This window comes from Flavobacterium sp. MEB061 (genome assembly GCF_000834715.1).
In the GTDB taxonomy this organism is placed as follows: domain Bacteria; phylum Bacteroidota; class Bacteroidia; order Flavobacteriales; family Flavobacteriaceae; genus Flavobacterium; species Flavobacterium pectinovorum.
The window spans coordinates 541,717-563,979 of sequence record NZ_JXQR01000015.1 but is presented as its reverse complement, the minus strand read 5'-3'; the positions used below and the strand labels follow the sequence as shown (position 1 = coordinate 563,979).

General features: G+C 34.7%; 21 protein-coding genes and 1 pseudogene. 15 read left to right on the top strand and 7 right to left on the bottom strand.

The window, feature by feature from the left end; all coding sequences use genetic code 11:
- Positions 1-1,155 carry an efflux RND transporter periplasmic adaptor subunit gene (locus RT99_RS09770; RefSeq protein WP_042564524.1) on the bottom strand — a complete coding sequence of 385 codons (1,155 nt, stop codon included), beginning with the start codon at positions 1,153-1,155 and terminating at the stop codon, positions 1-3.
- Positions 1,156-1,418: 263 nt separating this feature from the next.
- Here RT99_RS09770 and RT99_RS09765 point away from each other — a divergent pair, with 263 nt between their 5' ends.
- The 9 genes from RT99_RS09765 (at position 1,419) to RT99_RS09725 (ending at position 9,518) form a co-directional block, all read left to right on the top strand.
- Positions 1,419-2,462, top strand: coding sequence for a sensor histidine kinase (locus tag RT99_RS09765; RefSeq protein ID WP_042564523.1), 1,044 nt, complete (start codon positions 1,419-1,421; stop codon positions 2,460-2,462).
- Complete coding sequence (locus RT99_RS09760; RefSeq protein WP_042564522.1) at positions 2,462-3,193, top strand: LytTR family DNA-binding domain-containing protein; 732 nt, start codon at positions 2,462-2,464, stop codon at positions 3,191-3,193. The genes RT99_RS09765 and RT99_RS09760 overlap by 1 nt, the downstream gene beginning before the upstream one ends.
- A gap of 10 nt (positions 3,194-3,203) precedes the next feature.
- Positions 3,204-3,497 carry a DUF3861 domain-containing protein gene (locus RT99_RS09755; RefSeq protein ID WP_042564521.1) on the top strand — a complete coding sequence of 98 codons (294 nt, stop codon included), beginning with the start codon at positions 3,204-3,206 and terminating at the stop codon, positions 3,495-3,497.
- Between the two features lie 128 nt (positions 3,498-3,625).
- A complete protein-coding gene (locus RT99_RS09750; RefSeq protein ID WP_042564520.1) occupies positions 3,626-4,021 on the top strand; it encodes a tautomerase family protein in 396 nt (131 codons plus the stop codon).
- A 180-nt stretch (positions 4,022-4,201) separates the two neighbouring features.
- Entirely contained in the window at positions 4,202-5,200 is a 999-nt protein-coding gene (locus RT99_RS09745; RefSeq protein ID WP_042564519.1) for a pesticidal protein Cry7Aa, read from the top strand.
- A gap of 76 nt (positions 5,201-5,276) precedes the next feature.
- Positions 5,277-6,164, top strand: a complete 888-nt coding sequence (locus tag RT99_RS09740; RefSeq protein WP_042564518.1) for a dienelactone hydrolase family protein — start codon at positions 5,277-5,279, stop codon at positions 6,162-6,164.
- The gene (locus tag RT99_RS24670; protein ID WP_371197939.1) at positions 6,155-7,141 is read left to right on the top strand and encodes a GlxA family transcriptional regulator; all 987 of its coding nucleotides are present in this window, start codon (positions 6,155-6,157) and stop codon (positions 7,139-7,141) included. The genes RT99_RS09740 and RT99_RS24670 overlap by 10 nt, the downstream gene beginning before the upstream one ends.
- A 340-nt stretch (positions 7,142-7,481) precedes the next feature.
- Positions 7,482-8,048, top strand: a complete 567-nt coding sequence (locus RT99_RS09730) for a cysteine hydrolase family protein (RefSeq protein ID WP_042564516.1) — start codon at positions 7,482-7,484, stop codon at positions 8,046-8,048.
- A gap of 57 nt (positions 8,049-8,105) precedes the next feature.
- Positions 8,106-9,518 (top strand): PLP-dependent aminotransferase family protein, encoded by a 1,413-nt coding sequence (locus RT99_RS09725; RefSeq protein WP_042564515.1) that lies wholly within the window; start codon positions 8,106-8,108, stop codon positions 9,516-9,518.
- A gap of 134 nt (positions 9,519-9,652) precedes the next feature.
- On the opposite strand, the gene RT99_RS09720 is transcribed toward RT99_RS09725, so the two are convergent.
- The 3 genes from RT99_RS09720 to RT99_RS09710 form a co-directional block, all read right to left on the bottom strand.
- Positions 9,653-10,270, bottom strand: coding sequence for a MarR family winged helix-turn-helix transcriptional regulator (locus RT99_RS09720; protein ID WP_042564514.1), 618 nt, complete (start codon positions 10,268-10,270; stop codon positions 9,653-9,655).
- Between the two features lie 130 nt (positions 10,271-10,400).
- Positions 10,401-10,664: a DUF2024 family protein gene (locus RT99_RS09715; protein ID WP_042564513.1), complete on the bottom strand. Its 264-nt coding sequence runs from the start codon at positions 10,662-10,664 to the stop codon at positions 10,401-10,403.
- Between the two features lie 86 nt (positions 10,665-10,750).
- On the bottom strand, positions 10,751-10,978 hold the full coding sequence (locus RT99_RS09710) for a thioredoxin (protein WP_042564512.1): 228 nt from the start codon (positions 10,976-10,978) through the stop codon (positions 10,751-10,753).
- 203 nt (positions 10,979-11,181) lie between these two features.
- Here RT99_RS09710 and RT99_RS09705 point away from each other — a divergent pair.
- Both RT99_RS09705 and RT99_RS09700 read left to right on the top strand, forming a co-directional pair.
- A pseudogene (locus tag RT99_RS09705) lies at positions 11,182-11,914 on the top strand (YggS family pyridoxal phosphate-dependent enzyme).
- Between the two features lie 29 nt (positions 11,915-11,943).
- The gene (locus tag RT99_RS09700) at positions 11,944-12,657 is read left to right on the top strand and encodes an AAA family ATPase (protein ID WP_042564511.1); all 714 of its coding nucleotides are present in this window, start codon (positions 11,944-11,946) and stop codon (positions 12,655-12,657) included.
- Between the two features lie 271 nt (positions 12,658-12,928).
- Here RT99_RS09700 and RT99_RS09695 read toward each other — a convergent pair whose 3' ends face one another.
- Positions 12,929-15,310 carry a hypothetical protein gene (locus RT99_RS09695; protein ID WP_042564510.1) on the bottom strand — a complete coding sequence of 794 codons (2,382 nt, stop codon included), beginning with the start codon at positions 15,308-15,310 and terminating at the stop codon, positions 12,929-12,931.
- Between the two features lie 60 nt (positions 15,311-15,370).
- On the bottom strand, positions 15,371-15,541 hold the full coding sequence (locus RT99_RS09690) for a hypothetical protein (protein WP_242607182.1): 171 nt from the start codon (positions 15,539-15,541) through the stop codon (positions 15,371-15,373).
- 376 nt (positions 15,542-15,917) lie between these two features.
- Between RT99_RS09690 and RT99_RS09685 the strand changes: the two genes are divergently transcribed.
- The 4 genes from RT99_RS09685 (at position 15,918) to RT99_RS09670 (ending at position 20,805) form a co-directional block, all read left to right on the top strand.
- Positions 15,918-16,796: an AraC family transcriptional regulator gene (locus RT99_RS09685; RefSeq protein WP_042564508.1), complete on the top strand. Its 879-nt coding sequence runs from the start codon at positions 15,918-15,920 to the stop codon at positions 16,794-16,796.
- Positions 16,797-16,868: 72 nt separating this feature from the next.
- Positions 16,869-17,705: an SDR family oxidoreductase gene (locus RT99_RS09680; RefSeq protein ID WP_042564507.1), complete on the top strand. Its 837-nt coding sequence runs from the start codon at positions 16,869-16,871 to the stop codon at positions 17,703-17,705.
- A 133-nt stretch (positions 17,706-17,838) separates the two neighbouring features.
- On the top strand, positions 17,839-18,102 hold the full coding sequence (locus tag RT99_RS09675; RefSeq protein WP_131494911.1) for a DUF5367 family protein: 264 nt from the start codon (positions 17,839-17,841) through the stop codon (positions 18,100-18,102).
- 324 nt (positions 18,103-18,426) lie between these two features.
- Entirely contained in the window at positions 18,427-20,805 is a 2,379-nt protein-coding gene (locus tag RT99_RS09670) for a mechanosensitive ion channel family protein (protein WP_082036939.1), read from the top strand.
- A gap of 506 nt (positions 20,806-21,311) precedes the next feature.
- On the opposite strand, the gene RT99_RS09665 is transcribed toward RT99_RS09670, so the two are convergent.
- Positions 21,312-22,190: an NAD(P)H-binding protein gene (locus tag RT99_RS09665; RefSeq protein WP_042564505.1), complete on the bottom strand. Its 879-nt coding sequence runs from the start codon at positions 22,188-22,190 to the stop codon at positions 21,312-21,314.
- Positions 22,191-22,263 lie beyond the last annotated feature (73 nt).

The window sequence follows — 22,263 nt, the reverse complement described above, 5'->3', positions numbered from 1 at the left end:
TTATTTTAAGTCTGCGTAAACAGTTTCAGCATTCTGATTTTGAGTTTTAATCTCAGTTCCTTCTTTTAAAGAGGCAACTCCTTCTAAAACAATCTGATCTCCGGCTTTTAAACCGCTTGTTACCACATAATAATTTCCGGCTTTATTTTCTAAAATCGTAATATTTGCGTTTTTGGTTTTACCGTCTTTTCCAACTGTTACTGCGAAAATTTTATCCTGAAGTTCAAACGTAGCGCTTTGCGGAATAATTAATCCCTCTTTTACCTGAGTCGGAATTCTAACTGTTGTGCTACTTCCGCTTCTGATGATTCCTCTTGGGTTTGGAAAACGAGCCCTGATGTTTACAGAACCGGTTTCTGTATTAATCAATCCGTTTACGGTTTCAATTTTTCCTTTTTCTCCGTAAATTGATCCATCAGAAAGCAATAAAGAAACCTGTGGCAATTGTTTGATTTTTTGTGCCAATGTTCCGGAACCTTCACTAAAAGTTAAAAGCACTTTTTCGTTCATTGCAAAATAAGCATAAACGTTTCCGATACTAGAAACTGTCGTTAACGGTTCGGTATTATTTGAACTTACTAAACTTCCTAAACGAAATGGAATTGATCCTACAACTCCATCAACCGGACTTGTAACTGTAGTATAACCCAAATTAGTTCTTGCATTTACCAGACTTGCATTGGCCTGAGCCAAAGTTGCCAAAGCAGAATCATAGTTATACTGAGCCGTTTCCAGTTCGTATTTGCTTATGATTTCTTTCTCAACAAGTGGTTTTACTTTATTTACAGCCAATTTTGCTGAACTTACCGCTGCCTGAGCACTTTTAATGCTTGCTGTTGCCGTACGAACTTCCTGCTCATATTCTGGAGCACTGATTTTAAACAAAGGCTGTCCTGCTCTTACAACCGCACCTTCATCAACATAAATCTTGTCGATGTAACCTTCTACTCTCGGACGAATTTCTATGTTTTGCTGTCCCTGTATACTTGCCGGATAATCAGTATTTAAAGTTGCTGATTCTGGCTGTATTACCAGTGTTTTATATTCTTTAACTTGTCCTGCAGCAGCGGCCTGAGCTGCTTTGTCATCTTTTTTACCACACGAGATGATAATAACTGATGCTGCGAAAATGCTTAAAAGTGATTGCTTATTCATTGGATATAATGTGATTTCTATAATTACGCTAACAAAATAAAAGAATTAAGTTACGTAAAAAATTTCGAATAGACGAAGAGCGACGCACAATCGATAGAGATAACCTTAGAACCGATGGATTTTTATTTAAATTAAACGAGTGTTTAATTTTAAAATTCGTCGGCTCTAATATCGTTTTTAAAGGCTGTAAATATCTCTATGGCGATTGCTTTAAAATTGCATTCAAATAAAATGTAATATTGCCCTTAAAAAAAGAAAATATAATGTGGACAAACATCTTTAGACCCTATTTATTTGCAGGATTACACCTTTTGGGCTGGTTGTTATTGGGATTTCTAATGTTGTTTTACATTCCTTTAACCTGGAATGTAATTCTGCCTTCTGTTTTTTGGCTTTGGCAGATTATTGTACTCTTTTTGCTGATTATCATATTTTATTCTAATGCTAAAATCATCGTTCCAAAAACTATTATAAAAGACAATACTTCTCTGTTTTTAATCTGGGCTTTTCTCGCAATTGTTGCCATGCAGCTTATCGCCTATTTTTATACTTCGCAAACAGATCTTCATGCAAAAGTGAGCCTTGTTTTGGGTTTCAAAAAAAATAGAAATCCTTATTTTGATAATTATGCTTTTATGCTGACTTTAATGGTTTTAGGCATCAGTACAAGTTTATCGATGTTACAATATTGGCAGAAAGCCGCACAGCACAAACAAAAACTGGAACAGGATAAAACAATGGCCGAACTGGCAATGTTGAAAGCACAGATAAATCCACACTTTTTTTTCAATTCGCTCAATAGTATTTATTCCCTTACTTATACTGATATCGAAGATTCGAGAAATGCGCTGCATACTTTAAGCAGAATGATGCGCTATTTACTTTATAGTACAGAAGAAACTACGACTTTGCTGAAAGAAGCCGAATTTATGAGGGATTTTATTGCTTTGATGAAACTTCGTGCCAACAGCAAATTAACGATTACAACAGATATTCCGGAAAAAATACAGGATTACCCAATTGTTCCAATGTTATTACTACCTTTAGTAGAGAATGCTTTTAAACATGGTGTTCATGCTACTGATAAAAGTGAAATACATATTTCGCTCAGGCAAAATGGCAGCAATCTTGAATTTGAAGTCGAAAACACGTATTTTGAAAAATCTGCCACGCCCAATGAAGGTGGTATCGGTTTAACAAATACAAAACGCAGGCTTCATTTAATTTACCCGCACAGGCATTCGCTAACCGCCGAAATAGCCAAAAACGGCATGTATAATGTAAAACTGCAAATAACTTTAGAATAATGACAATATTAAAATGTATAGCAGTCGATGATGAACCTCTCGCATTAAAATTGGTGCAGACCTTTATTGATCAAACACCTTTTTTAGAATTAACAGCGAGTTGTGATAATGCCGTTGAAGCCCTGACTTTAATTCGGGAGAAACAGCCCGATCTTGTTTTTTTGGATATTAATATGCCCAATTTAACGGGAATGGAGCTTGCCAGACTTTTGCAGGAACAACCCGGAGCAGTCCCAAAAATTGTTTTTACAACAGCTTATAATCATTATGCTATTGAAGGTTATCGTGTAAATGCCATAGATTATCTTTTAAAACCTTTTAGTTACGAGGAATTCTTGCGTGCTGCCAATAAAGTATTGCAAATAACAGAAGAATCTTCAAATCAATATCAGCCTATCACGGCAGACGATGAATTTATTTTTTTGAAAGTAGAGTACCAATGGGTTCGAATTTCCCTTAAAGATATAACCTATATCGAAAGTTTAAAAGATTACGTAAAGGTACATTTTGACGATTCTCAAAAAGCAATTCTTTCACTGATTTCCTTAAAAGCACTGGAAGAAAAATTACCATCATCAAAATTTATGAGAGTACATCGTTCCTATATTGTGTCTCTCGAAAAAATAAGCGCCATCAGTAAAAACTCAATATTTATCGATAAAGCCGAAATAACTGTTGGCGAACAATACAAAGAAACCTTTAAGGCAATTGTCGATAAATGGATTAAATAGATTAAATGTTATGGAAAAAAGAGCAAACAAATATTATCTTACACTAAGCCTGAAAGAATATGCAGACGGCCAAACTGAACCGGCAAAAGAACTTGGAATAGAGTTTACAAATCACGACGAAATATTTAGTATTATTGAAAGAATAAAAGACAAAAATATATTCGAAAATGATTCTGAAGCCACACAATTTGCACTTGGTTTGAAATTGTTTAGTGAAATCAAACTGAAACACCGCAAAAATCCGTTGTTTGAAGAATTAAATGACGTGTTTCCTGTATTTATGAAGAAACTTAAGAGTTTGTAAAAACGCTTAAAAAAAAATAGCCACGAATTCACGAATATTACTTATAAAATTCGTGAATTCGTGGCTAAAAAATTTAAGTTTTTTATTATGTTTCAAACAGAGCTTCTATCTTTGGAAAAAAATAAAAAATGCCATTTGTACGTATTAGTCTTCCTAAGAAACTTTCGCAGGAAACAAAAAATAAAATCTCACAATCAGTTCATCAGTCATTGATAGCAGAATTTCATATTCCAAAAGATGATTATTTTCATGTTATTGAAGAACTCGAAACACAACAAATAAAATATCCTGAAAGCTATCTTGGAATTTCACATTCTGAAAACATAATCTATGTTCAAATCATTGCAGGACAAGGAAGAACATTAGAACAGAAAAAGAAATTATACCATACAATTGCTACTACAATTTCCTCCGAAACAGAAATTACCATTAATAATATAATTATCGTTCTTTTAGAAAATAATGGATTAGAAAACTGGTCTTTTGGCAATGGCGAAATTCAGGAACCAAAACATTTAAAGTAAAAATTTGGCCACGAATTGCAATAATTTTCACTAATTTTTTATTTTTTTGCGTAAAGTTTTTTGGTGTAAATTAGTGCAATTCGTGGCAAACCTTTCTTCTAATTATGAAACAATTTTAAAATTTTATGTAAATCTAAGCTCATTAAATTTCGGTAATTTTAGATTCCAAAATAGGAGATTATGATACGCAAACACGGATTAATTATTACAAAAACAGCATTAGATTTTGAAGTTGAAGGAGTTTTAAATCCCGCTGTTATTGCTGTCGACGGAAAAATTCATATTTTTTACAGAGCTGTTGCTTTAGGAAATCATTCTACAATAGGCTATTGCCGGCTTTCTGATCCTCTTACTATCGAAGAAAGATACGACCATCCCGTGATTGTTCCCGAAATGCCAAATGAAGAATACGGCGTTGAAGATCCGAGGATTGTGAAAATTGATGATCTTTATTATCTTTCCTATTGCGGTTATGACGGCGCAAATGCTTTTGGCTGCGTTGCCACTTCCAAAGATTTAAAAACTTTTGAGAAACATGGTATTATAGTTCCGCAAATGAGTGGTGACGAACTTCGGTTTCTTATCAAAAATCAACAGGATTTAAATATCAAATATTTTCAGCCAAGTACCGGAAGCGCTTATGTCTGGGATAAAAATGTAGTTTTTTTTCCAAGAAGAATAAACGGAAAATTACACTTTTTACACCGCATTCGTCCCGGAATTCAAATGGCTGCCGTAAACACTCTTGATGAATTAACTCCCGAATTTTGGCGAGAATATATGCTTGATTTTAAAAATCATATTGTTTTAGATCCAAAATTTACACACGAATTAAGCTATTTAGGCAACGGCGCACCGCCAATAGAAACCGAACACGGCTGGCTTTTAATTTATCACGGCGTTCATGATACCATAAATGGCTATATGTACGTGGCTTGTGCTGCACTTTTAGACATTGATAACCCTACCAAAGAAATTGCACGCTTGCCTTTTCCCCTATTCATTCCCGATCAGCCCTGGGAACTAAAAGGATATGTAAACTACGTTTGTTTTCCAACCGGAACTGTTTTAATTGATGACGAACTTTATATCTATTATGGTGCTGCCGATGAAGGTATCGCATGTGCATCTGTAAGTGTCAGTACCTTGTTAAAAGAATTACTCGCGAATAAAATTTAGGCCTTTTCACTCTTTATTTGAAACAATAAGAATTATAAAGCAGTTTATTTCTTAAATTAGTTTCAAAATTAAAGTCATGGAAAAATTAACCAAAGAAGATATCAGTCAGGAAGTATTTGATTTATATGACGATTATGCGCATAATAAAATCAACCGAAGACAATTTGTAGAAAAACTTTCCATTTTTGCGGTTGGATCACTTACACTTCCATCGCTTTTAAGTTTTATGACACCCAATTATGTCGACAGTATTTTAATTCAGCCCACAGATCCCAGAATAAAAAGCGGCTACATCAATTATGATTCTCCAAAAGGAGGCGGAAGCATTAAAGGGCTTTTGTCTCAGCCATCAGATAACAAAAAGAAATTACCCGGAATAATTGTTGTTCACGAAAATCGCGGTTTAAATCCTTACATCGAAGATGTTGGAAGAAGAGCCGCTATAGAAGGATTCATAACCATTGCTCCCGATGCATTATCGCCATTAGGCGGTTATCCCGGCAACGACGACGACGGACGTGAATTGCAAAAGAAGCGAACCCGAGAAGAAATGCTCGAAGATTTTATTGCCGCATACGAATATCTCAAATCACATAAAGACTGCAACGGCTCTGTTGGTGTAGTAGGTTTTTGCTTTGGTGGATGGATTTCGAATATGCTGGCGGTAAAAATTCCAACTTTAAAAGCTGCAGTTCCTTATTACGGCGGACAGCCAACAAAAGAAGAAGCTGAAAAAATTATAACACCATTACTATTACATTACGCTGGTTTAGACACACGCGTAAACGAAGGCTGGCCTGCGTTTCAGGAAATTCTCAATAAAAATAAAGTCGAAAATACGGCTTATTTTTATCCCAACGTAAATCATGGCTTTCATAATAATACAACTCCAAGATATGATGAAGCCGCTGCTACTCTATCCTGGACAAGAACAATTGATTTTTTTAAGGAAAAATTGAAATAAAGCATACATTCTCAAATGACAAAATCAAAATCTACGGTTTTTTTTATATTCCTAAAGACATTTCTTTACTTGATTTAAGCGGTGTTGTCGAAGTTTTTCAGGAAGCCAATAATTTAGGATTTGAATATGAACTGAAGTTTATTAGCAGTGAACCTTCCATAAAATCAAATTCAGGTTTAGAACTTTCCTCTTTAATTCATTTTTCTAAAACTGCTCCGCAAAAAGATGACATTGTCATTATTTCAGGATTTAGCACACAACAAATAGATTTACTTCAGGAGGATGATTTGTTTTTTAGCTGGCTGCATAAAGCAAATGCGAACCAAACCACGATTTGCAGTGTATGTACGGGAGCATTTCTATTGGCAAAATCAGGGCTTTTAAATCATAAAGAATGTACAACACACTGGAAACTTCTGGAAAAACTCAAAAATGATTTTCCGCTTTTAAAACCTCAAAAAAAAACACTTTTCACCAAATCAGATAACATTTACACCAGCGCCGGAATTGTAACAGGAATTGATTTGGCTTTATTTTTAATTGAAGAAAGGCACGGAAAAGACATTACAAATAAAATTGCCAAGGAACTTGTTGTTTATAAACGACGAAACGGAACTGACGAACAGGAAAGCGTTTATTTGCAAAACAGAAACCATCGCGACGAAAAAATTCATACTATTCAGGATTGGATTATCTATAACTTAGAAAAAACATCAACTATTGATTCCCTGGCCGATTTGGTTTATGTAAGTCCGCGAAATTTAACACGCATTTTTAAAAAAGAAACCGGAATTACTATTGCCGAATACCGCACAAAACTAAGAATTGAAAAAGCCAAAAGTCTGCTGGCCAATTCAGATTATAAAATAGAACATATTGCCCATCTATGTGGCTACAAAACTTCAAAACAACTAAGAGCTGTGCTGGAAGAACACCTTGATGCCTTGCCAACTGCACTTAAAATGATACTGTCTTAAAAAACACGAATTGCACGAATTTGCACAAATTTCAATGGTTAAATTAGTTGTTAAATTAATTTCACAAACTAATTAGTGTCAATTAGTGAAATTTGTGTTTGCCTTTATAGTTTCAAATAGTTCGTCTCAAAACGACTATTGTTTGTCCTTTTTCTGTAATTAGTTCACAAGTACATTTGTATCAAACAATTAAAAATAACATGTTTGGTGTAATTGTTTTAACACATAGCTATGTGTGAAGAAACGAGTTTCTTTTTGATTTACTTTTTTTCAAAATCATAAAATCTACGTTTCTATGTGTTAAAACAAACACAATCAAACACTTAAAAAAAAAATACAAATGAAACTTAGAGAAAAAAATGCAGCATTAATTTTAATTGATGTTCAAAAAGGTTTTAATGACGAAGATTTCTGGGGTGGTAACCGAAATAATAAAGATGCCGAAGCTAAAATTGCTCAAATTCTTGAAAAATGGAGGTCACTTCAACTGCCTGTTTTTCATATTGTTCATAGTTCTGTGCATCCAAATTCAAAACTTCACGCCTCAAACCCGGGGTTTGAGATCAAAGAGGAAGCAAAACCAATTGACGGTGAACCCGTAATCGTAAAAAACGTCAATAGCGCCTTCATCGGAACAGATTTAAAAGAAAGGCTCGATAATCAAAAAATCACAACCCTTGTTATTGTGGGCTTAACCACCAATCATTGCGTTTCTACAACAACCAGAATGGCAGGAAATTACGGATACGACAATTTGCTTATCGCCGATGCCACCGCCACTTTTGACCGAATTGGGATAAATGGAGAAAAATTCGATTCGGAATTAATTCACCAAACCTCTTTAGCCAGTTTAAATGGCGAATTTGCAGAAGTAATCACTACCGAAAAATTGTTGGAATTGGTATAAAAAATGTAAATTTGGACTATTAGTTTTGCAACTTTCAAACATAAACAAATAGTCCAGATGTTACGACCTTGGGAATTTGAAATTCAGTTGAATAAAAAATCAGATAAAGCACTTTATCTGCAAATTGCCGATGCTATAATTAATGCCATTAAATCCGGTAACTTAAGCAGTGGCAACACTTTACCCGGAAGCAGACAGCTTGCAGGTTTATTAAGCGTAAACAGAAATACAGTAATCGAAGCACTTGATGTTTTAATTGCCGAAGGCTGGTTAATTACGATGGATCGAAAGGGAACTTTTATCGCCGATATATTGCCAGAGGTTATTCGAAGTGCAAAAAATCAGGAAAAAACTACTGTAATTATTGAAGAAACAAAACCGCATCTTGTTTTTGATGATGGACTTCCGGACAGCCGTCTCGCTCCTATGAATGATCTGGCTCGTGCCTACAGAGAAATTTTTAACAGAAAATCACGTTGGCAAATAATGGGTTACAGCAACGAACTTGGTGATATTGAGTTTAGAAAAGCCATAGTGCAAATGCTAAATTTTAAAAGAGGAATGAATGTTTCTCCGGATCAAATTTGCATTACCCGCGGGAGTCAGATGGCGATGTATCTGGCGGCACATTCTCTGTTTACAAATGGTGATTATATGATGATTGAAAATCCCGGATATAAACCTGCCTGGGAAGCTTTTGAAAATGCAGGAGCAAATTTGCTTCCCGTAAATATTGACTCAGACGGCCTAAACGTAGACGAAGTCGAAGCGTATTTAAAAAAATACAATACCATAAAAGCCATTTATGTTACACCGCATCATCAATTTCCAACAACGGTTACGATGAGTTTAAAGAAAAGATTGAAACTTATAGAACTCTCTAATCAATACGGTTTTACAATTATTGAAGATGATTACGATAACGAATTTCACTTTGGTCAGCGTCCTATTTTGCCTATTTCCAGTTACAGCAACGCCGAAAACTTCATTTACATTGGTACATTAAGCAAAATTGTCGCTCCGGCGTTAAGAATTGGCTATTTGGCAAGTTCGGCAGAAATTGTTCAAAAAGTAGCCAAACACCGTAAAATGATTGATGTTCAAGGAGATAATATTATGGAAGAAGCTATTTTGAATCTTATAAACGAAGGAAAAATCAAAAGACATCTAAAAAAAACAAACCTTATTTATAAAACAAAAAGAGATTTGTTCGAAACGCTTTGCAATCAGCATCTTAAGGACAAAGTTACCTTTACAAAACCAGAAGGCGGTTTGGCTTTTTGGATGGTTCCAAATGCTAAAACTGATACAAAAGCAGTTTGTGAAAAATTGCTAAGCAAAGGCATAAAACTAATGGATCCTGAAAAATTTAGTTATGGAAACCCTGTTTCGGGTTTTAGATTGGGATATGCTTCTTTAACCGAACAACAAATGGAAGAAGGAATTATAGCACTTTCAAAATTGCTATAAATGCGCAGGTTTATGATCCTACTGCCAGAACATAAGTATAAAACAACACGAATTTCACTAATTGCCACTAATTTTCGTTTGTGAAATTAATTTCACAAACGAAGCTAAGTATTGAAATTTGTGTTTAAAATTGATTATACTATTTGTGTCCAGATGGTAGGTTTATGATCAGAACAATCTATTCTAATATCATCTGATTCTAATTTGATATTCATCAACTGACAATATTTTACTTTATTTTCTTCAGAATAATAATGACAATTAGAACACGTATTCTGAAGATTAATAATCTGCAAATGGTTCAAGTGCTGAAGCAACGAACTAATAGTTCTCCACAAAATCAATTTATCATTTTTACTTGTTGAACCCACCATATCGTATAACGGATCTGTAAAGTCTTCGATTAAAAGCACCATTTCCAGGCCTTTCGGCGTTAATGCAACTGTGTAACTTCTGGAATCGCTAGGCTGTATTTCTTTAGATATGTATTGTTTGTGTTCCAAAATCTTAACCGTATCGCTTACAGTGGCTTTTGTCAAATTAAATTCTTTTGCCAAATAACTTACGGTCGATTTATTTTTAGAATGGTACTTTATAAATATCAAAAGCTGAATCTGTATTGGGCTCAAATCATATTTCTTTGCCTTTTCCCACAACAAAACTTTGAAAACCTGTGACAAACGCTCAAATCCAGCCACAATTTTCCCTTCAACATTGCTGTTTTGAATCTCTAAATCAAAAATATTTTTCATAATAATAACAAATAAAATAGACTGAAAGCCCCCAAACTTCCAATCTATAAGATTAATCCGCTGGAGCTTTAGTCACAGATTATAGGATAGATTTTTATTTCACGCAGATTTTAAAACATAAGCAATTAACTTAATAACAATTCTCCATTTCAATAATAGAAAATCCGTTTTTAAGAATCTCATTTTCAACTTCATCTGGCGCTTTATCAATATGGCAAAATCTACATTCGTTTGAGCTCAAAGGCTGACCTTCTTGTAAAACAGATTTAAGATAAGTTCTTCCAAATTCATAAATCTTGTTGGCATCATCTGTATTTTCATCAACGAGAATATCAAAATGCATCACTTTTCCGTCTTTTCGGGTTACATAAGTATCCCATACTGCTACTTTCATAATGTTATATTTATATATTTCTAATAATTTATTTTTCTTAAAATGATATAAAAACCTCTCTGTAATAGTCCAGAGAGGTATTTTATTTACCCAATTACATCTGCCATAGACGCCCCAAAATTAATGTGCAATACATTTCCGTTTGGCGTTACCAAAGCCGGAACAGATTGAATACCTGCTTTTTGAGCTTCGGCAATTCGGAATCTGTCTTCTCCAATATTAACTACTTCAACATCTTTAACTAAATTTAAAATGTCGTGTTCTGCGCTTACACAAACCGGGCAGCCTGCGTGATAAAAAATTGATTTACTCATTTGATTTGTTTTTAGTTAAACTTATTTTCTGAGACAAAATTAGTCAGGATACCTAACCATTAAATCATCCAGTTTTATCATTTATACGAGCTTACTGGTCCAGCTATAATTTTTAAAACAGAAAAATCACCTCAAAACTGGACTGTATAGAATAGTACAAACTGGATCATAAACACGTTCCAGATGATTTGTAATTTTGTGCTATGAAAGAAGAGATACTATATAATTTGAAACAGGTTCACGCTCGTATCGAAAATGCCTGTAAAGCTTCTGGCAGACAAGCATCAGATGTTCAGCTTTTACTGGCCACTAAAACTGTTTCTGCAGCAAAAATCAGAATTGCAATTGAAGCCGGAGAAAGCTTAATTGGCGAAAATAAAATGCAGGAATTCCGAGATAAAGATGCTGAATTAAAGGATTTAAATATCGAACGGCATTTTATTGGGCTATTTGCAAACCAACAAAATAAAAGACGTTTTGAAATACGTAACCTGCATTCAGTCTTTGGACCGGTTGAATCTTGCGCAGGAATTACATAAACAATTGCAAAAAGAAAACCGAAATCTGGATGTTTTTATACAAGTCAATACGTCATTTGAAGAAAGTAAATTTGGATTATCTCCTGCAGAAGTAATTCCTTTTATCAAGGAAATAAAAAAGTATGACACTTTAAAAATCAAAGGATTAATAACAATTGGCCTTTTAGATGTAGAAAAAGAAAAAATGCTGCCGTCACTTCGCCTTTTAAGAGAAATAAGAGATGATATTTATACTGAAAAAACAACAGGAATAACCGATTTGAAGCTTTCTATGGGAATGTCACAGGATTTGGGATTGGCTATAGCCGAAGGTTCCAATTTGGTTAGAATAGGAACTTCTATCTTTGGAAACCGGTTTTTAGGAAAAGAAATATGGAATGAGAATATTGCAGAATAAAATCTAATTTTGCAGCAAATAAAATCCAAATGAATCTATACGAACTTACCGTAAACGATACTGAAAAAATTGCTTTGAATGATTTGCTTTTTAGTGATGAAAACAAAGTTGCCTTATTGCAAACCATCAAAGAGCATCAATATCTTGACGAATTAAAAAAATATAATCTTCAGGTTGACAATAAGATACTGCTACACGGGCATTCCGGTTGTGGCAAGACGACAACTGCAAAAGCGATTGCTACAGCTTTGAACAAAAATATCGTGATCATCAATTTAAGTACTTTAATTAATGCGCGAATTGGGGAAACTTCTAAAAATGTAAAAGCTATTTTTGACAAAGCAATTCGCGAAAAAGCAGTTTTATTTTTAGATGAATTTGATCAGATAGGAAAAAGCCGTGATAGCGAAGACAAAGATGTTGCAGAAATGAAACGTCTCGTAAACACCATTATTCAGTTAATGGATTATTTTCCAAGCGAAAGTTTACTTATCTGTGCAACAAACCATTATCACAACATTGATACCGCTTTATTGAGAAGATTTCAAATAAGATTAAAGTTTGAAATGCCAAATGAAAGCGAACTTGATGTTTATTATGATAAAATCCTTGCTCCTTTTCCTGTTCATTTACAAGATATTCAACGCAAATACAATGTTTCGTACGCTGAAACAAAAGATTATGTTCATACCACAATGAAAAAGCAGATTATTGCTGAATTAGAACTTAGGAATAACTATTAAAAAAACAACACATTAACGCAATCATAGCAAACATAGCCAGTGGTTTCAACCGTTGGAGCGCAATCCATTATCACGTTATGTTTTTCTTTATTGCGTTTTCATGAGATGTTCGTGATGTGTTTATCATACGTCTCCCACGGTTGAAACCGTGGGCTATATTGGAATACGTTGAATTTCAACAGATATAGATTAAAAAAAACAGAGTTTAGAAGATGAATTCTAAACTCTGTTGCCAATAACTAACCTAACCAAAATAAAGTATAAAGTATTTTTATCTGCGTCCTCTAAAACCGCCTCCGCCTCTAAAACCTCCACCATTTCTAAAGCCGCCGCCATTAACTCCGCCGCTTCGCTGTAAATTTTGAAAATTTCGAGTTTGTGTTTCTCCTCTGTCCCTTGCAAAATCAGAATGATTTAGACCGTCAATTGTATTGGAATGACCTGCTTCACCAAGTGGTTTATTGGGTTCACCTAAAACTCTGTCTTGTTTTTGCAGATTATTATTTTGAATTTTATTTCCCGCATTCTGAATTTTATCTCCCGAATGTTGCGTAGATCCTAAAGTTCCGGCCTGAGTCCAGCCTCCGTTTCCGTTATTATAATGGCTCCAGTTTCCGTTGGCGTCTTTTTTATAGACATGACCGTCATGTCCGGCATATAGTCCATTATCCGTACGTACAGTAGTTCCTCCACCTCTGTGATGCGTAATTACACCCTCTTTTCCACCCGAAGTTTGATAACCAACTACAGTTCCCCTTCTTGTAGTTACGTGTCCTGACTGCACCCAATCGTGTCCATTTGATGCAGCAGAATGTCCCCATTGTGCATACGCGTTATGTCCCTGCGCTGTAGCACCGTAATTTCCTGTCCACGGATTATAAGAATGCGCCACTGTACGACCACCATACCAGCCTTGTACGCTCGCTGCACGTCCATATCTTCCGGTTGCGGGATTGTACCATGCAGCACTTCCTGCCGATCCGTATGGGCCATAAACTGCTCTTCCAGCCGCCCAGCCGCCTGTCCAGGGGTTATAAACTGCTCCAACACCGTACGTACAAGGCCATGGACGATAGATTGGATACATTGGACCATAATAAAAATACGGCGGATAGTAAAACCCTGTTCCGTAAGTCAATATAGCTCCAAACATAGCCCCAACAATAAAAGCACCAAAATAACCTGCTGTTGTACTGCTTTCTACGGTTGTATCTGTAACATTTGTCTGGGTAACATACGTAACATTATAAACCGGAGAGCTTGGCGGAATAGTATAAATCTCTGTGGGAACTGAATTTGTAACTTTCCATGGACCATTGGGAGTTGTAGACATAAACCAAACTGCCTGAAAGCACAGATAATACAAATCTCCAACCTTTATTACTTTTTCCTGCGTATTGCTCGCATATTGAAGCGACGTTCCCTCAATTGGCTTAAACTGTGGTGCTCCATCGTAATTTACCTTTGCTTTAGCTTCGGCATCAGCTTTTTTTACGATTGCCGTTGTAGGTACCTGAGCCAGTAGTACGGCATCAGACGCCTCCTGAGTTCCGGGTACGGAAGGTAATACGCTTGCACGGGGAGAATCTTTTGGGATTTTTGCAAAATCTGCAGGTAAACTAGTCGTGGCATAACTCCATGGCCCGGTTAATTCTTTAGATTTAAACCATCTTCCTGATAGCAGAACATAATATTGTCCGTCTTTTTCATCAGCAAAAACATCATTATCCGTATTATCAATATACATCAATTGAGTTCCCGGTATTTTTACAAATTTGGGAGCGCCATTTACTGCAATAAGTTCTGCGGGTTTATTGCTAAAGAAAACCTCCAGATTTACATTTGCCGTTGGAGGTGGAACCATTTTTTTGACATCATCAAAATTTTGACCAGAAGGTAACTTACTCATTTCCTTTGGCAGGCTTTGTGTTTTTGCCCATTTTCCTTTCAAATCTGTGGCAGTAAGCCATACATTTTCGACCAATAAATAGTATTTTTTTGAAGGTTTATCAAAAAACAAATCCCAGTTTGTATTTACCACATAACTCAGGTTTGTTTTTTCTATTGGTGCCAAAACGGGTTCGCCCTGAACAATCAGTAAAATTGATGGATTAGCACTGTAAAAAATCTCCGGAGGGTCATTTTTTACAGCCACACCTTTTGGCGGATTGTTGGTATGGCTTAAATCTGCCATAATACGATCTAAGGCAATTGGGTTTCCTCCTTTTGGAATCAGTTCTTTGAAGAGTTTTTCCATTTGTGGTTCTGATTTTTCATCAAGAGCAGGAAATCTCACGTCTGTAACTGTCACATTTTTAAGAAACACATTTCTGGTATCTTTATCTACCAGCGTTTCTGATTTCATAGAAGCAACGCCCAAAACCTCTTTCCCTCCTTTTGGAGTAAGAGAAAAGGCAACATCTGCTGTTATTTCCTTAAAATCTTTCCATTGATCAACCTGTGGCTGATAATAAACCAATTTTGATCCATTGAGGCTTACCTCACGCGGCCAGCCAATATCTGTTGCTGCAATTGAATCTGAAGCGGTTGATTTTACTACTTCGGCAAAATTTTCATCTTTTTTGTCCTTTTTACAGGATAAAACAATAAAAACAGTACTAAATACCACTATTATAAAAAGTCCTTTTTTCATAATTTATTTTATTCTTTGATTCTACTTGATTTTCAATTCTTGATTTATGGGTTTTTGTTATTATTCTTTTCTGATAAGATAAATCAGTATTTCTTCTTCTAATTCTTTTGATAAATTTTCGAATTCTAATTTATGGCGGAAGTCTTTTTCAAACTTTTTCCGGTATTTTTCAGTATTTGCTTTGCTATCACAATAATCATCGCACATGGTTTTAAATTTATCATCTATCAAATACAAGATCTTTAGGGATTCTATATATTCGGCAAATTTTGAGTTATATAATTCGTTGGGAAGAGACATAAATATTATTTTGTATTTAATAATTAGGTTAAATTTAAATCCTCAAAACAATACAAACAGAGTTGAAACAATCCGGTCAACACTTCATTTTTGGTTCCCCTAAATTATAAATAACTCTTACACAAAATCTTACAAATAGGTTTCATTTTATAGAATGAAACATCAACTATGCTATTTTGAAACATCAAAAAATGAAAAAAAGTCATTTTTAAAGATCTGGGCGTCTTCAAAATATATTTATATTAGCATTGCAAATTCCACCAAATCATAAGATTAAAATCAATTTTAATTCAAAACAAGCCCAACAATGACAACAGATATTATCGAATTGAATGATTTTATTGTTTTGATTGAACAATCGAATGCCGAAAAAATATTCATCCAGAAATGTGAAATTGATGGTGATGCCGTAGGATTTGCTTTTTATGGTTCAGGAAATGTCGAATTGGAAATAAAACACAACCAGCAAACCAAATACCTGACCAATACAACCGGTTTGGCGATTTGTTTTTTTGGGAATCAGAAGGTAGAATTCTCTCATAAAATTGAACCTGACAAACCTTTACAGTCGATTAGTATTTTTTCTAAACTAAAAAACATGCACTTATTATCTCAGGCAGAAAAAGAGATTTTTGAGAAACATTTGCCCGATTTATTAGATCCAAAAGAACATTTTGTAAAAGGTCCTTCGTTTTATATGACGCTTGATATGCAGCTTGCTGTTCAAAAAATCTTCAATACAACTTATACCGGAAATACGAGATTGCTCTTTTTGAAAAGCCAGATAAACGAGCTTCTTTCTCACTTTTATGGATTACTGTCAAGCGATCAAAAAAGTGATTTTTCGGAGAAAGATAAAAACAAATTATTTCAGGCCAAAGAAATCGTAACACATAACTATTCGCAACCGCCATCGATTACACAACTCTCTAAAATGGTTGGACTTAACAGCAACAAGTTAAAAAAAAACTTTAAGGAGTTATTTGGCATTCCGGTTTTCAAATACATTCAGGAAGAGCGACTAAACAAAGCTTATGAACTTTTGCAAAATACTGACAAAACAGTCCAGGAAGCAGCTTGGGAAGTAGGTTATGAAAGCCTCAGTTCCTTCTCAAATGCCTTCTTTAAAAAATTTGGAACCCGTCCAAATGACGTCAGACAAAAATGCTTTTCAAACAAATCATAATTCTTTTGCAACAAATGATTTGATTCATTACTAAACACCTTTGTATCAGTATTCACTTTAAAAAATATTGATATGAAAACACAGAAAATTTTAGTTCTTGGAGCTAACGGAAAAACAGGGAGCCGTGTAATTGAACGTTTGCAAAACAATAAAAATGTCGAAATTAAAATAGGTTCTCGTACTGCAGAAATACCTTTTGACTGGGAAAATCCTGAAACATGGAACGCTGTTTTAACTGGAACAGATGCCGTTTACATCACTTTTCAACCCGATTTAGCAGTTCCTTCAGCAGTAGAAATAATTCATAAATTTACAGTTTTAGCTTCAAAACTTGGCGTTCAGAAAATGGTTTTACTATCCGGAAGAGGCGAAGAAGAAGCGCAGGTTTGTGAAGAAATAGTAAAAAACACGGCCAAAAACTGGACGATTGTCAGAGCAAGCTGGTTCAATCAAAATTTTAGTGAAAGCTTCTTTCTAGACCCAATATTAGCCGGTTTTGTGGCCTTGCCAAGAGCAGAAGCACTCGAACCTTTTACAGATGCAAATGATATTGCGGATGTTGTTACAGAATGTCTTTTGCAGGATAAACACAACGGTCAGACCTACGAACTTACAGGTCCTGAACTGTTAACATTCCCGGAAGCTGTTGCCAAAATTGCTGAAGCCAGCAATAAAAAAATTAAATTTCAGGCCTTAAGTTTAGAAGAATATACCCAAATGCTACAGGAATATCAGGTTCCGGAAGATCATATTTGGTTGATTAATTATCTATTTGAACAGGTTTTAGACGGAAGAAATTCTTCGGTAAAAAATGACATTGAAAAGGTGCTTGGACGCAAAGCAACTGCCTTTTCAGCCTATGCAAAAGAAGCAGCAAAAACCGGAATCTGGAATGCTGTAAACGTCTAGTTTTTGTCTGATGAAGTATCTTAAAATTCTGCTGCCAGGTATCTTTGTATGGCTTTGCGTAAGTGTTTCTTTTTATATTTTAGGCTTTGTTCCTTTAATAAATGGTTCCTTTAAATCACAAGCTGTAATAGTTATGATATTCATAGTATTATATGCAAATGAAAGTGCATTATTTTATTATAAAAACGGAATAAAACTGCACGGATTGCTGCTCGGAATTATAATGTCGTTGACTGCATTGCTTTTAGACGCTTTAATAACAGTTCCGTTTATCGAAATCCCCAATGGAGGGAATTATTATAGCTTTTTCAGCAGTCCCGTTCTTTGGATTTTAGCAAGTATAAATTCCATAACAGTTTATTGTTTTTGGAGGATGAAAATTAAATCTAAAGTATAAGCTTGTACCGGAAATCCCTTTTTTAAACTTACAAAAAATCCGATTTTTATGAATTGGATTTTTTGTATTCAATATTAGATTATATATTTAAGTAATTAATTTTAAAAATCTGGTTTACAATATATTTATAAAAAAGTTACACAAAAGTTACATTTTTAAATTGAGTATAAAAAGGAAAAATACGGCTTAAAAAAAACTTACTTTTTTCTTTTCAATAACTCAATCAAAATCTTAAGATAAACTTCACCTTAAATCTTCTATTTTTGTACCGAAAGTTTACCAAAAAAATCTAAATTTGGAAACCCTAAATTCACACAAAACATTATGATTTTAAAAAGAAGTTTTATTGCTTTATTGACTCTGTTTGTCGGATTGCTTTTTGCGCCACTTTCCTATTCGCAAACGGACACTTTAAAAAAGGAAAATCCAAAAACGGAAACTCCGAAAAAAGAAACGCGTTCAAAGTTATTTGAAGAAAGCGCCACCGACAGCGATTATTTGATGGCGATTGAAAAAGCAAGTGCCGCTATGGAAACTGCTTTTAACGATGCCGATTTTGATGGTGCAAGTCATCACTTGTTTGGTGAAATCAAAAGAACCCAAAGCAAACTCGATTTAATTTTAAACAGCCTGAAAGGCGCAAACCCAAATGCGCGCAACCAACAAATGTATCGCATTGTTCTAAAAGAGATTCAGCTGGAACTTGAGGAACAAAATACTGCGATCAACCTGAGAAATCAGAATCTTGAAAAAATCAAGAGCCGATTTATCGAGCTGCGCAAGGATAAAGCCCTGATGACGCTGATAAAAGATACGATTCGCCGCAAGCAATTTAAAAAAGAATTTGCCAATCTTAGAAGCAGATATAAAGCTACAGACAGCCTGATGACTAAAAATCAGGGAATACTAAACAACAACAAACGATTGACTGTAGAAAGAAAAATTGCGGTTTCAAACGCTTTAATTGCAGTTGACAATAAGCTTGAGCAATCTGGAATCAGCATGCGCAAAAAAGAATATCCATTTTTGTGGAGCATCAACGATTCTGTGCCAAAAGAAAAAGTCGCTCAGAATATCGGTGCAAAAGTAATTATCGAAGAAAGTGTCGCGGCATATTACCTAAGCTATCGCGCCGGTGGATTAATTACGCTTTTATTTTTTATGGGAATTCTGGGCTGGTATATTTCTCGCAATTTGAAATACCTGAAAGAAAACGGGCACGCTGAAAATTTATCGCTTTTTAATTTCAAATATCTAAACCGAGGTATCATCATTCCGGTTGCCGTAATTGGGCTTAATATTGCCGTTGTGGGTAATTTATATGCTCCGGCATTATTTATTGAGTTTCTTCACCTGATTCTACTGGGACTTCTTACGATACTTTTCAAAAATCAATGGTCTGGAGTTTCGATGAGAAACTGGCTTTTACTTTTAGGATTGTTTTTTATTCTTTGCTTCTTAGATCTATTCATCTCTGTAGGCTTATTTCAACGCTGTTCTTTTATCGTAATTAATATTTTGGCCATAAGATATGGTTTAGTACAAATTAAGACCTTAAAAGAACAATTATACATCAAAGGATTTTTTAAATGGGCTACGATTCTTTTTATCGGGCTGAATGTGCTTTCGATATTGCACAATATTTTTGGAAGAGTTTCAATCTCAAACATGTTAAGTTTAACCGCTTTTATTTCGCTTACGCAGATTGTGGCATTGAGTGTTCTTTTGAAAATCATTCTTGAAATCATCATTTTACAGATCTACACTACAAGAGTTAAACGCGGAATCGAAAAGATTTTTGATCACGAGCATTTATCTGAAACGCTTAAAAAACCGTTTATCATCGTAATCAGTTACATGTGGCTTGTTGTGATTGCTTCAAATTTAAATGTCTGGGAATCGCTGCGAACTTCGTTGGGATCTTTACTTAGTCATCCAAACACGATTGGAAGCATCACTTTTACGCTAGGAAACATTATTTTGTTTTTCATCATCATCTGGGTTGCGCATTTACTTCAAAAATATGTCGCTTACTTTTTTGGTGAAATTGACGACGAAAACGAAGAAAACATCAACAAAAGACAACACTCAAAATTGCTTATTACGCGACTTGTTGTTTTAATCATTGGATATCTTTTGGCAGTAGCCGCTTCAGGAATGCCTCTGGATAAATTAAGCATTCTTTTAGGAGCGTTGGGTGTCGGTGTTGGACTTGGACTTCAAAACGTGGTGAACAACTTCGTATCGGGTATTATTTTGATTTTTGATAAACCAATCCAAATTGGAGATGTTATTGATATTAGTTCAGAATCCGGTCGTGTAAAATCGATGGGGTTGCGTACAACCAAAATCAATGCGCCAAATGGTGCCGAAATTATTATCCCAAATGGTAATTTGTTATCGCAGAATATTACGAACTGGACATATACTGATAATTTTAAACTGGTAGATATTTCAATTGAAATAACCGGCGAAACAACTCCCGAAGCCATCAACGAAACTATCAACAAATCGCTGGAAAGTCTTCCGCTTGTAAATAACGCCAAACCTTCGCAAATTTACTACACTTCGATTTCTGAAGGAAAATATAAAATCCAGGTCAAATTTTGGTGCAGTATTTACAAAACTGAAGAAACTGTTAGCGGTGCCCGTCAGACTTTGTTTAGTAATTTTAAAGCTAAAGGGTTAACTTTTTCGACATAGAAATTAAATTTTGATTTTATTAAAAAGGCCGTCAAATTAATTATTTGACGGCTTTTTTAATTGGGCTGATTTGTGACTTTTAAAATACGCAATTTAGTTGCGTTAAACTACTAACTCCTTGTCAATACATTGATTTTCAACACGATGTTAAATCATAACTTTAAGTACAAATATGTGTAATCCCTACGGGATATTATGTGTGTACATTTATTGATTCTACCAATATTTAACTCCTACCGGAGTAATTCCCAGAAATAATACCTCGGATAGATAAAATATTAATAGAACCAATATGTAACTACTAACATATTAAGCGCCAAAAATAATATCTCGGAGAGATTACATATTGGTAGAAAACATATTGGTAGAAAATCATTATTTAAATTCTAACGAATAATCACCAAAAATAATATCTCGGAGAGATTACATATTGGTAGAAAACATATTGGTAGAAAATCATTATTTTTCATATTGTTTTTGTCCCGTAGGGACTACACTTTGATGAATTAAAATTTTTCAGCAAATTCTTTTGCAAAATCTTCTAATTTAATTTTCCCATCAACAGAGAAATTATTGCTTAAAAAATGCGCTGCAATTTTTCCGCTTCTTAAACCTGAACCCATTTCAGTGTACATAGCTGCCATTTCTTCCGGTAATCCGGCTTGCGTCATTCCTTGTAGAGATTGTTCATCTGTAAATTCAATCCATGGTAAATCGGTTTTACCAATCGCGTTTCCTAAAACATTGGCAACATCATTTGGCGTACGCACGTCACTAATAATATAACGGATATTTTTTCCGGTTGCGTCTTTTTGTAATTCTTCGGCTGCGGCAGCTGCAATATCTTTTGGATGCACAAATGGTATTTTAAGACTTGCAGGATAATTAGCTCCCACAATCCCTGCTCCTTTTATCATTGGTACATCGTTATACAAATTAGTAAAGAAAAATCCGGCACGTAAAAAAGTCACCGCTGTATTTTCTAATCCATTGTATATTTTTTCGATTTGGTGCAATCCGGCGATCGGACCAGTTCCTTTTTCTAAATCAGCACCAATACTGCTTAACATAACAACACGCTTTACTCCTGCTTTATTAATTGCTTCTGCAAAAGCTTTTCCTGCATTTACGGTATTCGAAATTATATTCGAACCTCCCAAATTTGGTGGCGTCATCGCAAAAAGGGAATCAGCTCCGGCGAAAGTTTCTGCCAAAAAATCAGCATCACTAACAGAACCAATCGCAGCTTTTGCGCCTAAATTTTCTATATCCGATTTTCTGTCAGCATTACTGCTTACAACTGTAACATCATGTCCCGAAGCAATTAAATTTTGCGCTAATGGTTTTCCTATATTCCCTAAAGAACCTGTAATTATAATTTTCATCTTTAAATTGTTTTTTATTTATAGAAACAAAGGTATATTTGTACTTACTTTTATACAAGTACTTACCCTAAAG

What these genes read in the sequence shown, in the direction of transcription:
- RT99_RS09755 (WP_042564521.1), top strand. Translation starts at nt 3,204, where the DNA reads ATGGAAAAAAGAGCAAACAAATATTATCTTACACTAAGCCTGAAAGAA.
- RT99_RS09745 (WP_042564519.1), top strand. Translation starts at nt 4,202, where the DNA reads ATGATACGCAAACACGGATTAATTATTACAAAAACAGCATTAGATTTT.
- RT99_RS09720 (WP_042564514.1), bottom strand. Translation starts at nt 10,270, where the DNA reads ATGAAAAATATTTTTGATTTAGAGATTCAAAACAGCAATGTTGAAGGG.
- RT99_RS09680 (WP_042564507.1), top strand. Translation starts at nt 16,869, where the DNA reads ATGAAAACACAGAAAATTTTAGTTCTTGGAGCTAACGGAAAAACAGGG.
- RT99_RS09730 (WP_042564516.1), top strand. Translation starts at nt 7,482, where the DNA reads ATGAAACTTAGAGAAAAAAATGCAGCATTAATTTTAATTGATGTTCAA.
- RT99_RS09665 (WP_042564505.1), bottom strand. Translation starts at nt 22,190, where the DNA reads ATGAAAATTATAATTACAGGTTCTTTAGGGAATATAGGAAAACCATTA.
- RT99_RS09740 (WP_042564518.1), top strand. Translation starts at nt 5,277, where the DNA reads ATGGAAAAATTAACCAAAGAAGATATCAGTCAGGAAGTATTTGATTTA.
- RT99_RS09695 (WP_042564510.1), bottom strand. Translation starts at nt 15,310, where the DNA reads ATGAAAAAAGGACTTTTTATAATAGTGGTATTTAGTACTGTTTTTATT.
- RT99_RS09685 (WP_042564508.1), top strand. Translation starts at nt 15,918, where the DNA reads ATGACAACAGATATTATCGAATTGAATGATTTTATTGTTTTGATTGAA.
- RT99_RS09710 (WP_042564512.1), bottom strand. Translation starts at nt 10,978, where the DNA reads ATGAGTAAATCAATTTTTTATCACGCAGGCTGCCCGGTTTGTGTAAGC.
- RT99_RS09765 (WP_042564523.1), top strand. Translation starts at nt 1,419, where the DNA reads ATGTGGACAAACATCTTTAGACCCTATTTATTTGCAGGATTACACCTT.
- RT99_RS09715 (WP_042564513.1), bottom strand. Translation starts at nt 10,664, where the DNA reads ATGAAAGTAGCAGTATGGGATACTTATGTAACCCGAAAAGACGGAAAA.
- RT99_RS09670 (WP_082036939.1), top strand. Translation starts at nt 18,427, where the DNA reads ATGATTTTAAAAAGAAGTTTTATTGCTTTATTGACTCTGTTTGTCGGA.
- RT99_RS09750 (WP_042564520.1), top strand. Translation starts at nt 3,626, where the DNA reads ATGCCATTTGTACGTATTAGTCTTCCTAAGAAACTTTCGCAGGAAACA.
- RT99_RS09725 (WP_042564515.1), top strand. Translation starts at nt 8,106, where the DNA reads ATGTTACGACCTTGGGAATTTGAAATTCAGTTGAATAAAAAATCAGAT.
- RT99_RS09675 (WP_131494911.1), top strand. Translation starts at nt 17,839, where the DNA reads ATGATATTCATAGTATTATATGCAAATGAAAGTGCATTATTTTATTAT.
- RT99_RS09760 (WP_042564522.1), top strand. Translation starts at nt 2,462, where the DNA reads ATGACAATATTAAAATGTATAGCAGTCGATGATGAACCTCTCGCATTA.
- RT99_RS09770 (WP_042564524.1), bottom strand. Translation starts at nt 1,155, where the DNA reads ATGAATAAGCAATCACTTTTAAGCATTTTCGCAGCATCAGTTATTATC.
- RT99_RS09700 (WP_042564511.1), top strand. Translation starts at nt 11,944, where the DNA reads ATGAATCTATACGAACTTACCGTAAACGATACTGAAAAAATTGCTTTG.